Annotated in this window: 12 protein-coding genes; 7 read left to right on the top strand and 5 right to left on the bottom strand. The window is 49.3% G+C overall.

Annotated elements, in window-relative coordinates:
• The first annotated feature begins 4 nt into the window (after positions 1–4).
• Both DHN43_RS08645 and DHN43_RS08640 read left to right on the top strand, forming a co-directional pair.
• Positions 5–2,113: a glycosyltransferase gene (locus DHN43_RS08645; protein ID WP_063286990.1), complete on the top strand. Its 2,109-nt coding sequence runs from the start codon at positions 5–7 to the stop codon at positions 2,111–2,113.
• Positions 2,110–3,339 carry a glycosyltransferase family 2 protein gene (locus DHN43_RS08640; protein ID WP_208981893.1) on the top strand — a complete coding sequence of 410 codons (1,230 nt, stop codon included), beginning with the start codon at positions 2,110–2,112 and terminating at the stop codon, positions 3,337–3,339. The genes DHN43_RS08645 and DHN43_RS08640 overlap by 4 nt, the downstream gene beginning before the upstream one ends.
• A gap of 383 nt (positions 3,340–3,722) precedes the next feature.
• Here DHN43_RS08640 and DHN43_RS08635 read toward each other — a convergent pair whose 3' ends face one another.
• Together DHN43_RS08635 and DHN43_RS08630 are read right to left on the bottom strand one after the other, a co-directional pair.
• On the bottom strand, positions 3,723–4,973 hold the full coding sequence (locus DHN43_RS08635; protein ID WP_108818329.1) for a tyrosine-type recombinase/integrase: 1,251 nt from the start codon (positions 4,971–4,973) through the stop codon (positions 3,723–3,725).
• A 453-nt stretch (positions 4,974–5,426) separates the two neighbouring features.
• Complete coding sequence (locus tag DHN43_RS08630) at positions 5,427–6,068, bottom strand: hypothetical protein (RefSeq protein WP_108818328.1); 642 nt, start codon at positions 6,066–6,068, stop codon at positions 5,427–5,429.
• Positions 6,069–6,364: 296 nt separating this feature from the next.
• Between DHN43_RS08630 and DHN43_RS08625 the strand changes: the two genes are divergently transcribed.
• Positions 6,365–6,703 carry a hypothetical protein gene (locus DHN43_RS08625; RefSeq protein WP_108818327.1) on the top strand — a complete coding sequence of 113 codons (339 nt, stop codon included), beginning with the start codon at positions 6,365–6,367 and terminating at the stop codon, positions 6,701–6,703.
• Positions 6,704–6,833: 130 nt separating this feature from the next.
• Positions 6,834–9,224, top strand: a complete 2,391-nt coding sequence (locus DHN43_RS08620; protein ID WP_108818326.1) for an ATP-binding protein — start codon at positions 6,834–6,836, stop codon at positions 9,222–9,224.
• A gap of 6 nt (positions 9,225–9,230) precedes the next feature.
• Here DHN43_RS08620 and DHN43_RS08615 read toward each other — a convergent pair whose 3' ends face one another.
• Entirely contained in the window at positions 9,231–9,938 is a 708-nt protein-coding gene (locus tag DHN43_RS08615; protein WP_108818325.1) for a response regulator, read from the bottom strand.
• Between the two features lie 147 nt (positions 9,939–10,085).
• Here DHN43_RS08615 and DHN43_RS08610 point away from each other — a divergent pair, with 147 nt between their 5' ends.
• The 3 genes from DHN43_RS08610 to torA all read left to right on the top strand — a co-directional run bounded on the left by DHN43_RS08610 (position 10,086) and on the right by torA (position 14,537).
• The gene (locus DHN43_RS08610; RefSeq protein ID WP_108818324.1) at positions 10,086–11,258 is read left to right on the top strand and encodes a NapC/NirT family cytochrome c; all 1,173 of its coding nucleotides are present in this window, start codon (positions 10,086–10,088) and stop codon (positions 11,256–11,258) included.
• Positions 11,251–11,934, top strand: a complete 684-nt coding sequence (gene torD / locus DHN43_RS08605) for a molecular chaperone TorD (protein WP_108818323.1) — start codon at positions 11,251–11,253, stop codon at positions 11,932–11,934. Before DHN43_RS08610 ends, torD begins: the two co-directional genes overlap by 8 nt.
• Positions 11,935–12,101: 167 nt before the next feature.
• Positions 12,102–14,537, top strand: coding sequence for a trimethylamine-N-oxide reductase TorA (gene torA / locus DHN43_RS08600; RefSeq protein WP_108818322.1), 2,436 nt, complete (start codon positions 12,102–12,104; stop codon positions 14,535–14,537).
• A gap of 208 nt (positions 14,538–14,745) precedes the next feature.
• On the opposite strand, the gene DHN43_RS27210 is transcribed toward torA, so the two are convergent.
• The gene (locus DHN43_RS27210; protein ID WP_199914788.1) at positions 14,746–14,997 is read right to left on the bottom strand and encodes a hypothetical protein; all 252 of its coding nucleotides are present in this window, start codon (positions 14,995–14,997) and stop codon (positions 14,746–14,748) included.
• A gap of 84 nt (positions 14,998–15,081) precedes the next feature.
• Positions 15,082–16,416 (bottom strand): sodium-dependent transporter, encoded by a 1,335-nt coding sequence (locus DHN43_RS08590; protein WP_057462493.1) that lies wholly within the window; start codon positions 16,414–16,416, stop codon positions 15,082–15,084.
• Positions 16,417–16,833: the final 417 nt, after the last annotated feature.

Here is a 16,833-nt window from a genome sequence, read left to right as displayed (position 1 = left end):
TTGAATGATCGAACTACAGCAGGACATAAATGCGATTGCCCCGATGCTTAGCAAACGCATATGCATTATTACTGCTGATATCTTCGGGCCTATAAAAAATGGTGGTATTGGTACTGCTTATTTTCATTTGGCAGTGTTTTTAAAACGTACCGGGCATCATGTAACCATTTGCTTTGTAAATGGGCATGCCAAAAACCAACAAAAAATGCGGATCACTCGCGATTTTTATTCTGAACATGGTATTGAATTTTCTGCTGTTGCTCCTCAGGTACTTGCAAAAACTGAGATGGCTCAGACAATGGCACCTCCATATGCAGCCTATGAATGGTTGCGAGAGCACGAAAGTCATTTTGATATGGTGCACGTGTCAGAGTGGCGTGGTTTGGGGTATGTTGCTTTATTAGCCAAGAAACTGGGTATTGCATTTCTAAATTTACAATTTGTTGTCAAAGGTTCCTCTCCAACACTCTGGGCTGCGGAGGGAAATTCGCAGTTCCTGGAAGAATACCGTCAACTTGGTTGGGTTTTTATGGAGCGACAGAGCGTGGAAATGGCTGATACGCTCATCTGCGGCAGTCAGCATCTTTTGAACTGGATGCTTCGTAATTGCTATAAACTTCCTGCAAAAAGTTTTTACTGGCCCAACGTGTTCCTAGAAGACCTTAGCAGCGTTACTCCAAAACGATGCTCTCTCGTGGGGGAATGGGTGTTTTTTGGCCGATTGGAACCTCGGAAAGGTATCTTGTTATTTGTTAATGCTCTCAATGCGCTAGCTGCAAAAGGCATTTCAATTCCCCCAATCACTTTTCTCGGAGGTTATTCTCATCGGTTTGATGCTCAGAAGTTCATTATGCAAAACAGCAAGAAGTGGCAAACCAAAGTCACATTTAAAGTCAATTGCAATGCTTTTCAAGCAATCGAATACCTTAGTGTCGAAGGCCGGTTAGCAGTGATCCCATCCTTACTGGAAAACTCTCCATTGGCTGTTTATGAATGCTTAGCTGCACAGGTTCCGTTTATTGCTGCAAATACCGGTGGGACGTATGAACTGATTGATGAAGACGGACGAGAAGGAGTCTTATTTGAACCTCATCATCTGGCACTAGCAGGCCGGCTTGAGCATTATACCAAACGACTCCCAGCCCCTGCAGTGAGACATGATAGATTGAAGAGATCACTGACAGTCTGGGAGAACTGGCACCGCCAAAACCAATCAATGTCAAAGGCAGCCAGACCAAAGAAAGACAATCATCCGCTAGTCAGTATCTGTCTTACTCATTTTGAACGCCCCCATCTTCTAACCCAAGCTTTAAAGAGCATTGAACGCCAGACCTATCGAAATTTTGAGGTGATAGTCGTTGATGATGGTAGTCGTTCGCCGCTTGCACGTGCAACGCTTAAGGCCCTTGCTCAAAGGTACAAAGATAAGTCATGGCGCATCCTCTATCAGGAAAATAGATATGTAGGGGCAGCAAGAAACAAGGCCGCTCAAGTTGCCAAAGGTGAGTTTCTGCTTTTCTTTGATGACGACAATTTCATGATGCCTGAAATGGTCGACAAGCTTGTGAGCGCAGCAACTTTTGCAGGGCTTGATTGTTTAACTTGCAGTTCATTACGTTTCAGTGGTGAAGGAGAACCTTATTCGTCCAATAGTGTACTCGGAACGCAGATACGCTTTGTAGGCCCTGCAAAAGCATGGGCGACAAAGGTAAATGTGGTTGGCGATGCAACCTGCCTTGTAAAAAAGACAGCCTTTTCAGCTTCTGGGGGGTATTCTGAAGGATATCGAGTTGGAAAAGATGATATTGAATTTTACAATCGCCTAATATTAGATAATCGAAAAATATCTTACTATCCTGATCCATTATATTACTATCGACAAAGTACAGATAGTATGAAGCTGAAAAATCAGATTAAAGAAGAGGCTGATTTCAAGCAGGTATTACCGTTTCTGGACAATATGGATGCTGAAGATAAAAGCCTTTTCTTACTACGCCCTGATGCGTCTCAGCTTATCAGTAACCAACGCGATGCTGAAAAAGCAAGTTTCCGACCAGGGAAAGTGAGTTCGGCTATACGAAAAGCGCAGAATTTTATTAGGGTAAAAATTTGAGACCTAGTAAACACTCCAATAAGTCCAGACAAACAGATTATCCATTAATCTGCATATTACGGGACGAAGCTGACATTTTACCAGCGTTCCTGCATCATTATCGCTCAATTGGAGTTACTTGTTTTTACATTGTTGATACCGGTAGTTCAGATGGCTCTCGTGAGTTTTTGCTTCAGCAAAATGATGTTCAGCTCTTTGAAAAAAATGGGGGTTACCCGCAAGCAAATGCCGGAATTGATTGGGTCAATGAAATTGGCAGTAAGTATTGCAAAGACAAATGGACAACAGTTGTTGATGCGGACGAGTTTCTACAGCCTCCCCAACTATCAATACACGGGACGGCAGATGCCTTACAAAGCGAGCTAGCCTTTGCACTTTATACTCCTCTAATAGATTTTTTCTGTGATGATCTTACCAGCGCGCCCAAATGTGCGGTGGATCTAGATGAGCTCATTACCAACACACCCAACTATGTCCCCTTTTCTAAATTTCATACAGAACGTACCCAAGCTTTTCCTTTTTTTGAACTTCGCTCTTCTGCTCGAGCGGATATGTCTGGCAGGAGGAATTATCTTGTAAGATCTTACAAAATACCGCTTGTGTACTGGCAAGCAGACTTCCAGTACCTTCGCTCAACACACTTGTGTACTCCTGTTCCGTTGGGAGATACATGCGGTCATCTGCTTCACTTTAAGTATCGTTCAGGGTTCGAGAAACGTCTATTGAAGGAGTTGGAAAACCCAGATCGCATGAATGCAGATGTTTATCGTATCTCAAAAGCAATCATACGTAATCAGAAATTGCTTCACCAGAACACGGTGGCTTTACGTAACAAAGACGCATTCAAGGAGAGTGATTGGCTGTCAAACGCGGGTTTCTCGGAGAGATGGAAGGAAGTAAATCGCTCTAAAGCTTATTACTTCAAAATTCTTACAGGTAAGAAAACAACAACAGACAGTACACTAGAGGAAAACCTGACACGCATAACTACCTCTTTAAGTTGGAGAGTGACCAAGTCCTTACGGGCATTTCTCTTCAACCGAGGATTGTTGCGACATGAACATTTTCCAGAGCGTATTAATAGCAATCAAGCAGCTGCTGAGCAAATCATTGCCATATATGAGTCATTCTGGTGGATGCTAACCAGTATTATCAGACTACCGGTTGCATTTTACCGTGCAGTACTCTGGTACAAACTCAAACAGCGCAGCAGAAAGACAAGATGACTTAATTTAGCTTCCTCTCATAAATGAGTATTCAAAACTAGAGGTAGCCAATTTCGCTTTCTCTCCGTTTGTGAACAGTAGTAATCTGTGATTGAAATGGCTAAATTTTACAGTTGGCCCTCGACGCTAGCTGCGACTTTTCATTTACCTAAGTTCTCGCAGTGCAGCGAATGGCAGCTTAATCCGCACTGGGTCCATCGCTCAAACTTAAGTACGCTGCCATTCCCACCTCTGGATTGTTCAAAACGCACACAATCAGAAATAGCAAGAACGTAAAACAGGGATATCTCTGCATTAAGGCGAATGTCCACAAATGGTCACACTACGACATACGGTGTTCGCGAATATTCAAACAAATACCTCCATATTCATGCCGTCAGTWCTTACCCCCCTCCTTTCAACCCCGCCTCAATCCTCTCCCCGACCGTTTCTGAGAGCACCCGTATCGGATGAGCATCATGGTTCACATAGCGGTTGGTGATGGTCACGTTGCGGTGGCGCAGAAGATGACTGATGAGGAAAGCGTTGCTACCTGATTGCGCAGCAAATGTACCAACCGTATGGCGTAGATCATGAATGCGCACATCTGGGATGTCAGCATGATGGCGCACCCGCTGCCATGCGTTTTCCACTAGCTCCTTGGTAATATGCCGTGTGGGATCGTTGATGCGGGCAAGTACATAGGGAGAGCCATCCAAGCGCGGTATATCGGAGAGGATATCCAGCACATTCCCACTCACCGGATGAGGTTTGCGGCCATCCCCTTTCTTTGAAGGCAAGGCAATTGCCCCTTCATCAAAGTCTACATGCTTCCATTCAAGAGAAGCGATCTCCATCAGCCGCGCACCTGTATAGAGGAGTAGCTTAAGGCAGTAGAGCGCCATCGGGTTCACGGGTGTCCGCCGTTTCTCAATATCGTTGCGCAGATGCTTTGTGTGTTCCGGCTTGGCCTTGATGATCCACGGGAGTCCCTCCTTCTCTGCAAGTTCAAGCGCCTTCCCCAAACGCTGTAGTTCCTCACCAGATAAGAATCGGTCGCGCTCGTTCTCCTTGTAACGCTTCACCAACCGCACCGGATTGCTGTGCTCAGGCCTCAAGCCCCACACCTCCGCCAGATTGAACGCTTTAGAGATGATCGCCAACACATGGTTTGCTTGTCGCGGTGTCCGCCTCATGGAGCGATGCAGCTTGGAGATATCCTGCCGTGTAACAGAGGCAAGTTTCGCCTTGCCCAAAGGCTTCCTCACACACCGTTCTAGAATACGCCGTATCTCGATAAGAGACTTTGGCTTGTTGTGCACCTCAACATGTTCGCTTAGATACATATCCAGCAAATCATCAACTGTTGGTGCATTGCGAATGATCTTGCGATTGACGGTCGGGTCTTCCCCATTACGTACCTTGGCCAGAACATCGACCGCATGTCCCCTCGCCTGATCCGGTGTCAGCTCCCCGTATTTGCCGAGGGTCATCCGGCGAGAGCGTCCTTCTAGTGTGCGATACTGGACAATGAAGGTTTTGCGCCCGGTTGGCGCCACCTGCAGCCCAAATCCCGAGAGCTTACCATCCCATACGAAGTACTTCTTCGCTGTTGGCTTGGCTGCATCGACCGTCCGTTTCGTAACATTGGGCATCAGACAAAACTCTCCCGCTGACGGCCCGTGACAAGAACCGCCCCACATGCGAAAATAGAAGTTAAATTTAGTCCCGAATTGCTGCTGTTTCTGACGGCCTGACAGCTTGTGACGACCTTTTGGGCTTCTCTAATAGCCCTGTACAAAACACGGCCTCATCCCCTTATAGATCGCTTGCGCTATGCCTGCCGATTTTGGTCAGCATATTGTAAGCAAATGTACGAGTTTCACAGCGAAATGCAAGGTAGGCAGAAGCAAATAATTTTCTACAACTCATTGATTCATAGTACTGAATCGCAGTAGAGTGTAAGTGGGCGTGAGTTGCAAATTGCAACTTGTAATCAGGGGGTCGCAGGTTCAATTCCTGCTGCTAGCACCTTCGTTTCTCTCTTGATTTATCAAGAGAATTCCAAAGCCTCCCGGAGGAGGTTTTTTTGCTTTTCTGAAATGAGCTCACCCATCTAAATCAATCGGATCACTGTCAAACGACAGGCTAGGTACAAGAACGACAGAACCATCCTTGTCTTTCTTTGCTGCCAGTGACAGATACAAGGTTCCCATGGATCCCACATTCATAATGGCGAAAAGGTAGGGGATGTCGGGAGTTCCCATTCCGGTTGGATGGTCCAGGCGACCTGTTGCGAGGCCAACGAGTGCGGCTCCCCATGCTTTTAGAGTTTTGCGATCGCTGGCAACTTTTTGGACCCATTTCTCGATGGTCTCCGGCACATCACCACCATTCGTAATCAGCGAGAGCCAGTCTATTGCTGGCACTTCGCCCAAATCACCAACATGGCCACCAAATCCGATAGCTGGAAAAAGAAGCGGATTCCATTTACTGAATTCCTCGGCAGCATTTTCAGCCTTATCACTGCTGCCTTTCTTCAAGGCCTGTAATGCATCTTTTAGGCAACCGTTGAGATCTTTGCTGACGGTTTTTAGCTGCTTACGCAATTGAGCCACTGGGTCTTTCAACCAATCTTTGTTGAGCTTGTATTCTACAGGATCTTCCCCCTTGGGAAGAAGCAGTCCCACCAGAAGTCCAAACTCCAGAGTTGCAGCATCCAGCTCATCGGCTCCTATTGTTTTTTTCATACCAAACTCCTCACGGTATCTGCGTTAAAACACTCGTGAGGAATGACGAGAGCCTGGCGACTGCGTGAATATCTGGACTTGTAGAACTCAGCAGATGGTTAAGGATTGAGAAACCCATCAGCAAGTTGGCCCCTGATGCAGCCGTTAAAATTCTCATAGAACTTTCGGGCACGGTTTAGGCATCGGCTTACCTCAACTCCAACGGACAACGCTCAATACCTCATTTTATGGCTAGATAATAATTACATATCGCCATAGGCACGACCGCATGCTCCCCCAGAACGAGGAGACCTGTAATGAGCTTAGAAAACCCAAACACTGGTGAAGATGTAAATGCGCTTGAAGGGATTATGAGCACCTATCACTCAGAAATCGCAGACAACACAATCTTGCTGGCAGAACTGGCCAGGCTGAAAGATTTTCTGGAACACAGTGGCCAACATTCTCTCAAAGAACGCGTACAGGTCTTTGACCATATTCTGGAAGAACTTCAGGAAAACTCCGGCGATCACCTTCGTATGACGGAAGAGAGCCCTCAACTGGATCACCACGAAATAGAAGCCAACCGGCATCTGGATGAACAGGAAACCTTAAGAGACGCGCTGAACAGGTTCGGTTCTCGCTACCTGAACTGACTTCAGCGCAAAGCACTTAAAAGCATCACCGACTATGGAGTGCTGCGTACACCCCAACACGTAGCACGGCAGTTTTAATTTGACCGTCCCTTCCCTTCGTATCATGCCTGAAAGCAAGACGGAGGCAATCATGCATGTGTTGCGAAATCTGATTTTACAAAATGAAAACACCCTCATAGATCGCATATTCTTTTATGCCAAAAGTCAGGGTTACACGCAGTACACAGCCACACTGCGGGAGGCATGGCGCATATCAGTTGAAGGCCTCTCAAAATCCATTATCAAAGCGATGGAGTCTTATGACACACCGCCTGAAATTGATGTCAGCTCCGATTTCTCCAGCCACCCCTTCGCTGCATTTGGCGTAGAGCAAGCCAAGAGCCATCGATCCAGAGGTGTAACACTGGGCTACTTCTTGGGTCTGACAAAGTACTACCGCAGCGCCTATCTGGACCTGCTGGAAACACAAGGGTTTTCAGAGGTAGATTGTGCCAGATATCGCGCCTACTTACTGCGCTATTTCGATTTCATGGAACTTGGGTTTTCGACGGAATGGAGTGGCGTTGCAGAAGATAAAAAACTGCACGAGGCTTATGAAGAAAACCGCCGTATCACCAATGAGAAGAACAAGTATCTTACCATCCTGGAAAGCCTGAGCGACCCAATCGTATTGATGGACGAAAGTGGTCAGGTCAATGACCTCAACTATGCTGCTCAGGCTGTTTTTTGCGGGTTGCAAAACACCAAGATCAAGTACGTCAATGCAGCCACACGTGAGCTGCTGACAAACCAACTACTGCCTTATCTGCCGCAGAAGCTGGAAAGCTGCTATACAGACATCACGCTGGACACCGCGATAGGACCACGCGTTTTTGATATCCGCGCCCAACATATCGTCGACTTCAGCCGCAAGTTTCCCGGGATGATCCTCATCCTCAATGATGTCACCGACCATAAAAAAGCCAAGGAAGAAGCTGAAGCCGCGAATAGCGCCAAGTCCACCTTTCTTGCTTCCATGAGCCACGAAATCAGAACACCTCTGAACGGAGTGCTGGGACTAGCCGACCTCCTCAAGGACACGAGCCTCAAGCCAGAACAGCACCGCTATCTGGATGGCATCATCTCCTCCGGCGAAATGCTGCGATCAATCCTCAATGATGTACTGGATTACTCCAAGGTGGAAGCAGGCTCGCTGGAGCTGGAGGCTGTTGATTTCAAGATCAGGCAAGTCATCAAACAAGTTGTTGACCTCACCCAACAAGACGCTGAAACCAAAGGACTACAGCTTCACATAGAGGTACATCCGCAGGTCCCAGAGATACTGCGGGCTGATCCCACCAAGATCAGGCAGATCCTGTTGAATTTCGTCAGCAATGCCATCAAGTTTACCAGTAAAGGTTCCATCACCATCGGCGTGCATATTCCTGAAAGCAAGATCCGACAGGCAAGATGTCTTCAGATCATGGTGACGGATACTGGAGTGGGTCTGCCCACCGGAGATCACAGCTACCTGTTTGAACCATTTGTACAGCAAAACGCCGCAATCAATCGCTTGTTTGGAGGAACTGGTCTCGGTCTTGCAATCTCAAAACGCCTGGTCAACGCGATGGGTGGTGAAATCGGTTGTCGATCTAATCAAACTCAGGGCGCTAGCTTCCACTTCACCATTCCGTTTTACGAAGCGGACCAAACTGTCAGCGTCATTGAAGATAAGCAGGAAACCTGGAAGCCAAAGAAGTTGAAAATCTTGCTTGTTGAAGACAACAAGGTCAATCAGTTGGTCACTGAAGGCTTCCTAGAAAAGGCAGGGCATGAATGTAGCACAGTCGGCAGCGGTGAAGACGCATTGACCCAGTTGCACGAACACCGTTTCGATTTGGTGTTCATGGATAACCGTATGCCTGGTTTGAGCGGCACAGATACAATCGCCCGCATCCGAGCCTCTCATTACCACCACATTTCCAACATTCCCGTTATCGTACAAAGCGCCTGCATCTTCCTGGCTGATATCGAGAAGAGCTTCACTGCTGGTGCCGATGGGTTCCTTGGCAAGCCGTATTCCCAAGAGGACCTTGAGGATGCCATCGCCTCCTGCCTCTCCGACAGAGCCATGTTTGCACGTAAATCCAGACAGACATTGCAGGAACAACCCACAGAACTCATTGATATAACAGTGTTACGTGGTCATTTCGAGATGTTGGGAGAAGTCCGCGCTAAACGCATTGTCGATGCATATATGCAAACATCGCGCTTCATCATTCCAGAGCTACGAAACCACATCGCAACCCAAAACTTCTCCAAGATCAGAGACAAAGCGCACAGTATGAAAGGCGCCTCACATAATGTGGGTCTCATTCACACCGCCGATCTCGCAGAGCAGTTGGAACACGCAGCTCAAAACGAGGAGAAACACAAAACTATGGAGATCTTCAGCGCTCTGGAGGTGACCTATACAGCCTCAAAGCACAAGTTGAACGAAACCTGGCTCAGTTGCCTGACGAAAACGTCGGCAAGCCCATAAGCGCCTTCAGTACGCGCCAGTAAACACGTAGCCCACACCATGCACGGTCATGATCAAAGTCGGGTCTTTGGGGTTCGTTTCAATTTTACGGCGCAACCGGCCAATCAGCACGTCAACAGTACGGTCACTTGGATCCCATTCCCGGTGGTTCAGGTGATCCAGCAGATTATCACGGGTGAGTACACGGCCTTTGTTCTCAACCAGCGCAGAGAGCAACTCAAACTCGCCGCGCGTCAAACGAACATCCTCCCCCTCGGGAGACTGAAGCCCGCGCTTATCCAAGTCCAGAACCCAGCCTGAGAAACTCAACACGCGCTCATCAACAGCGACAGGCACCCGCCCTGCCCTCACCCGGCGCAGCAAATTTTTGGAACGTGCCAACAGTTCACGCGGGTTGAACGGCTTGATCACATAGTCGTCTGCTTCCATTTCAAGCGCAACAATCCGGTCCACATCGTCCGTCCGGCCTGTCACCATGATGATCCCGACGTCAGACTTCTTTCGCACGTCCTTCAAAAGCGTTAGGCCATCATCATCTGGCAGACGAATATCAAGCATAATCAGGTCCACATCACCACCAGCAAAAACCGAGCGCATTTGCGCGCCGTCTTCTGCCTCAGAAACACGGTATCCTTCGGTCTCAAAATATCCGGAAAGTGCCACGCGGCTGGTCAGGTCATCATCAACGACCAGTATATGTGCCTTATTTGTCATATGCTTGTTGTCGGCTTGTGTGTTTACATCATGTTTACACCATTCTACACCCCGTTCATATTTCCTCCAAACGCTATTTACAACCTTAGTCTAATTCTCTGAGCATTGAACGGACCGACTTGTCCGAGAGTGCAAAAGAGATAGAAGATGAATATCTGGCGACTCCTGCGGACGAAAACCGCAATATTTCCAATAAGCTTATTACTGTTCGGCACATTTGCAGGTGGCGTCGTGTTCTGGGGCGGCTTCCATACCGCAATGGACTACACCAACACTCTGGAGTTTTGCGTCTCGTGTCATGAAATGCGCAGCACGGTCTACGAGGAGTACAAGAAATCTCCGCACTTCTCGAATGCATCCGGTGTTCAGGCAGTCTGTTCAGATTGCCACGTACCCAAAGAAACTTACCCAAAGATCATTCGCAAGATCGAAGCTGCCAAAGAGGTCTACTCCAAGCTCACTGGTAAGATCGATACCAAGGAGAAATTTGAAGCCCATCGCCTGACCATGGCCAAGAGTGTCTGGGCAGAGATGGAAGCCAACGACTCCCAGCAGTGCCGCAACTGCCACAAGCAAGCTTCCATGGACTTCGCCAAGCAGCATCCCAAAGCCTCTGAAACCATGCAGAAGGGTTTCAAGGACGGCGAGACCTGCATCTCCTGTCACAAAGGCATTGCCCACAAACTGCCAGACATGTCTCAGGGCTACAAAGTTTTGTATGACGAGCTCAAAGCCCTGTCAGTAAGCGAAGGTGCAAGCGCAGATCATCTGTACGCCATCACCAGCAAACCTTTCTTCGTTGAACAGTCAAAAGCGGAAAGCAACGGCAAAAGTGATGGCCGTGTTCTGGGCGGAACTGACGTCACTGTTCTGGAACGTAGCGGTGATCTTCTCAAAGTGCGCATCGCCGGTTGGCAGCAAGATCAGGTGGACCGCGTGATCTATGCCCTCCGAGGCCAGCGCATCTTCTCTGCCACTGTCGGTAAAAAGGTCATCGATAAAATCAAACGCCTAAAAACCGAGGTGGATCCAGACACTGAACTCACCTGGCATCAGGTACAGATCGACACTTGGGTCTCAAAGGAAAATCTAATTTCAAACGGAGATCAGCTCTGGACCTACACCAGGGAAATGTACAGTGCCGCCTGCTCAACATGCCATGGCCTGCGCGATCCAGAACATTTCCTTGCCAACCAGTGGATCGGTTCTCTCAAAGCCATGAAGCGCTTCATATCACTGGACAAAGAACAATACCGCATTCTGCAGAAGTACCTGCAACTCAACGCAAAAGACACGGGTGGGAGTGAAACTCATGGGTAAGCACGAAACCATCACTCTTTCCAACAGCGACAGATCTCTGGTCTACCGCTGGCTGGCAAGTTTCTTCACCAGTGAAGTGAAAATCGAAACTCTGGAGAGCTACAGCTCTCCAGAAGGACGGGCGCTTCTGGATGTCTTCTCACAAGCACCGGCACTCACATCATTTACGGGTGAGCTTACCAAGCTGACAGAGCTTCCCGTTGAGAGTTATCAAAGCAAGGTGCTCGATCTGGCAACTGCATATTCTCGTCTGTTTCTGGGTGTTGGCGGTCAACACTCTGCCCCTCCTTACGAGTCCGCCTATTACAACGAAAAAGGCACGCTCTTCCAAAAACCAACAGCAGACATGAACAAGATCCTTCAGGATCTGGGTATCTCCATTGAGAATTCAATGAAAGAACCCGCCGATCACCTCGGCGTTCAACTCAACGTACTGGCAGAGTACATCGACCGCGAAGCTCTGGCAGAAGCCAATGGCGATCATGAGACCGCATACACCTCACATCATAACCAGATCCGGTTCCTCTCGAACCATCTTCTGAACTGGGTGCCCTCTTTTTGCGAGAGCTGTAAGCGCTTTGACAAGTCAGATTTTTACAAAGAACTGGCCAATACCCTCAGCGCCTGGCTTGCCATGGATCTTGCTCGCTTGAATGAGGCAAAGACCACCACCTGACCAACTCCATTTACAACCTGTTTACTCGATTTTACATCCCGTTCAATCAACGCGCGAACCACGTTTACACGCAGTGACTACGGTGAATCTCAAGAGAAAACAGGCTGTTTTCATCGAGCAACTCGCTCAACTCATCGATTGTCTGCCAAAATAAAAGGACAGCAGAGATGTCGAAAATCATTGCAAACTATACGTCTCGCCGTAGTTTCCTGAAAGGCGCATCCGCACTGGGCGCTCTGGGTGTATTGGCTCCATCCATCTTCTCACCACGCTTTGCACAAGCAGCCGTCAACGGAGAAGTTCTCTCCGGTTGTCACTGGGGTGCATTCCGTGCAGTGGTCAAAGATGGACGCTGGACCGAAGTTAAGCCTTGGGAGCAGGATCCGCATCCTAGTCATCAGCTGGCTGGTGTCATGGACTCCGTCTACTCACCATCCCGCATCAAATATCCAATGGTCCGCCGTGCCTACCTTGAAAAAGGCCGTGGTGCAGACGTTGAAGACCGTGGCAGCAACGATTTTGTGCGCGTCAGCTGGGACAAAGCGCTCGACCTTGTTGCACAAGAACTCAAATACGCCAAAGCAACTCACGGCCCACGTAGCGTCTTCACCGGCACTTATGGCTGGAAGAGCGCTGGCAAAATCCATAACAGCCGCAGCCTGTTGCGCCGTCTGATCAACCGCGGCCTGCAAATGCCAAACGTGACTCACACAGGCGACTACTCAACCGGCGCCTCTCAGGTGATCATGCCGCATGTTATGGGCACGCTGGAAGTCTACGAACAGCAGACAGTCTGGCCTGTTGTTGTCGACAACACAGAAGTACTGGTCGTTTGGGGTGCAGACCCAATCAAGACCAACCAGATCGACTGGCTGATCGCAGACCATGACAGCTACACCTACCTTGAAGAGTTCAAAAAGACCGGCAAGAAAGTCATTTGTATCGACCCACTGAAATCCAAAACCGCAGAGTTCATGGATGCAGAATGGGTGCAGGTCAAACCACAAACCGATGTGGCTTTGATGCTCGGCATGGCACACACACTCTTTGTTGAAGAGCTGTACGATGTCGACTTCATGGACGAGTACACCGCAGGTTTCGAAAAGTTCCTGCCATATCTGACTGGTGAGACAGATCAGACACCAAAATCTGCTGAATGGGCCTCAGAAATCTGCGGTGTCCCGACAGATAAGATCAAGGAACTGGCACGCCTGTTCATGGGCAACCGCACTATGCTCACCAGCGGCTGGTCCCTGCAACGTCAGCACCACGGCGAACAACCACATTGGATGCTGGTCACACTGGCTTCCATGCTGGGTCAGATCGGCCTGCCAGGCGGCGGCTTCGGTCTCTCCTATCACTACTCCAACGGCGGCACACCAACCTCCGACGGCCCTGCCCTGTCTGGCATGAACGATGGCGGCGCAATGGAAGGCTCTGTCTCCATTCCTGTGGCACGCGTTGTTGAAATGCTGGAGCGTCCGGGCGAGGAATACGACTTCAACGGCACCCGCTATACCTTCCCGGATATCAAGATTGCTTACTGGGCTGGTGGCAACCCATTCCATCACCATCAAGACCGTAACCGCATGATCAAGGCCTGGCAGAAACTGGAAACAGTGATCGTTCAGGACTACCAGTGGACAGCAACAGCACGCTTCGCAGACATCGTTCTTCCGGCAGCTTCTGCCTATGAGCGCAATGACATCGAAGCAATGGGCTCTTATTCCAACAAAGCAACTGTAGCGATGAAGAAGATCGTTGATCCGGTCTTTGAAGCACGCAGTGAATACGACATCTTTGTTGATCTGGCAGACCGCCTTGGCAACAAAGATGCCTACACAGATGGTCGTGACGAAATGGACTGGGTCCGTCACTACTACGAACAGGCTCAAAAACAGGCAGCAAGCAAGAACCTTGAAATGCCTGAGTTCGAGAAGTTCTGGGAAGACGGCATCGTCGTTCATCCCGTCTCACAGGCAGCGAAGGAATATGTCCGCTACGCCGACTTCCGCGAAGATCCTCTTCTGGAACCGCTGGGCACTCCAACTGGCAAGATCGAGATTTACTCCAAAAACATCGAGAAAATGGGTTACGACGACTGTCCTCCACACCCAATGTGGATGGAACCGCTCGAACGCCTCGATGGACCGGATGCTAAGTTCCCGGTTCACGTCAACACAGGCCATCCAAACGATCGCTTGCACTCTCAGCTCTGCGGAACAGTCCTTCGTGAAGGCTATGCAGTTGCAGACCGCGAGCCATGCATGATCAACCCAAAAGACGCAGAAGCTCGTGGCATCAAGTCCGGTGACGTCATCCGCATCTTCAATGATCGTGGCCAGACACTGGCTGGCGCAATCGTCAGCGAAGACATCATGCCAAGCGTCATTCGCCTTTACGAAGGTGCTTGGTACGATCCTGTCGAAGGCGGCAAAGTCGGCAGTCTCTGCGCCTATGGTGACGTTAACACCCTTACACCAGACCTTGGCACCTCCAAGCTGGCACAGGGCAACTGCGGTCACACCGTCATCGCGGACTTTGAGAAATTTGAGGGTGAACTGCCAGAAGTCAAAGTCTTCACCGCTCCAAAAAACGGATAGATCAGGAACCAACTAAACACCGAAAGGGCTGCCACACGCAGCCCTTTTTTTTTGGCACAACCCCTGCATTTTAGTCGATGTTTAGAGCCGTCTATCAGCCTTCAATAACTGCCATCACATAGCATTCAGGCTAGAAAACACCAGTATGCTAGAACCATCTATGAATTAGTCTTGCGGGGAAATGATGACAGAAAAACAACAGAATACATCAGCCCACACCAAGGAAAAAATGGCGCGGCGCTATGACGACGATCATGAGCACAAGCATGATAAAGATCGGCAAGAATATGAGCGCGGCCAGAAAAGCCATCCGGAAACCCAGCATGGTGGTGATCCGGAGGGCCACAAACACCCACACAAGCACCGCCCAGGCAAAAGTCATTCGGACGATGGCCACCACCACGCAAAAATGCATGATCACAAAGAGCACACCAGAGAGCACCACAAAAAAGACGAGCATTGATCTCTAACTGGAAGCTCCTACGCAAACACCCCGACCATTTCTGATCGGGGTGTTTTTTTGTTTTCAAAAATGTCAGCTGTATCAGCTGCCCAGCAAACCGCTCAGCATCACCCAGACAACAGCCAGTGGAGCCACAATCCGCATGATCCATGTGAAGGCGCCCATCCACTTGAAGGTCAAAGATCCGTCGTTGCTCAACTCTTTGCCCATCTTCTCAAGCACAACCCAACCAGCAAACAGCGAGGTCAGAATACCACCGATTGGCAGGGTGTAGTTGTCAACCGCATAGACCATCAGGTCAAAAAAGTTCATGCCAAACAGCTTGTACTCACCCCAGACACCCAGAGCCAGTGAACATGGCACGCCGATCAGGAAGATCACAATGCCCACCACAATAGCAGACCATTTGCGCTCAATGCCGTATTCCTCTGCAAAGTAAGCCACCGGAATAGCCAACAAAGAGATGGAAGAGGTCAGAGCAGCAATCAGCAACATGGCGAAGAAGATGATCTGGAACAGATAGCCACCAATCATCTCACCAAACACAGCTGGCAGAGTGATGAAGGTGAGGCCCGGACCAGCACCTGGATCCATGCCGAAGGCAAACACAGCTGGCAGAACCAGCAGGCCGCCCAGCACACCAACCAGCGCTGCTAAGAATACCACCCAGCAAGACGCATTCGGAATGTCTGCATCCTTATCCAGATAAGAACCGTAGGTGATCATCGCGCCCATACCCAGCGACAGGCTGAAGAACGCCTGACCAAGAGCTGCACGCAACATCTCGCCATTCACCTGCGACCAGTCAGGAACGAGGAAGAACTCAATACCTTCCCAGGCACCCGGCAGGGTCACACTGCGCACCACAAGAACCATCAGGAGGATGAACAGCAATGGCATCAGGACTTTAACGGAACGCTCGATACCTTGAGCAACACCTGCAATCACGATCCCCATGGTCAACACCATGAACACACCGTGATAGAAGATTGGCTCCCATACAGCAGAGACCAACCCGCCAAACTGGGCTTCCAGAAGCTCAGGCTGTGCAGATTCAATGGTCCCAGCGATACTCTTCACCAGATACGCGATCGTCCAGCCGCCAACAACGGAGTAGAAGGATAGGATCAGGAACCCCGTGATCACTCCAATCACACCCGTAACTGACCACAAGCGGCCACCCAGCGCGCGGAACGCACCAACAGGGTTCATCTTCGCTGAACGACCAATGGCAATCTCTGCCATGATCAGCGCTGCGCCGATGGTCGCCATGATGACAAGATAGACCACCAGAAAGGCGCCACCGCCCTGTGTGCCTGCCAGGTATGGGAATTTCCAGATGTTACCAAGACCGACCGCAGACCCTGCAGCAGCCATAATGAAGCCGAAGCGGCTTCCCCATTGCTCACGTTTCATTTTTTGTTATTGCCAATCAACATGTGATGGTTTGTTTCAATCAAGCGCAAAAGCTTGAAATGAATTCGTTGTTCCAGCTCTTTTGATGAAATCTTTAGCCTTGTTGACCTGACAGATTGTCGCAGGTAATTTCCCTTACCTCAAAAAATATGCGTTTTTGACAGTTGCACTTAATGGGCGAATTCAAAATATAGTCACATACGCCCATATCTCGCCACCAAACAGAAAAAATCACCATAAAATACACAAATATTGGCTGATCATACCATTTATTACGTTAACCACGCGACAGTAACGCAACTTCCTGCCACCACATGCAGCCCACAAGTTTTTTCGTCGCAGGCTCTGCTCACGCACCGCACCAACACAGTTCAGACACAAAAAAGCACCGCTCAAACGGTGCTTCTTTCTCTCGTT

The organism is Pseudovibrio sp. Alg231-02 (assembly GCF_900143565.1).
In the GTDB taxonomy this organism is placed as follows: domain Bacteria; phylum Pseudomonadota; class Alphaproteobacteria; order Rhizobiales; family Stappiaceae; genus Pseudovibrio.
Note: the sequence above shows the minus strand (reverse complement) of the source record. Positions and strands in the feature narration are given on the sequence as shown.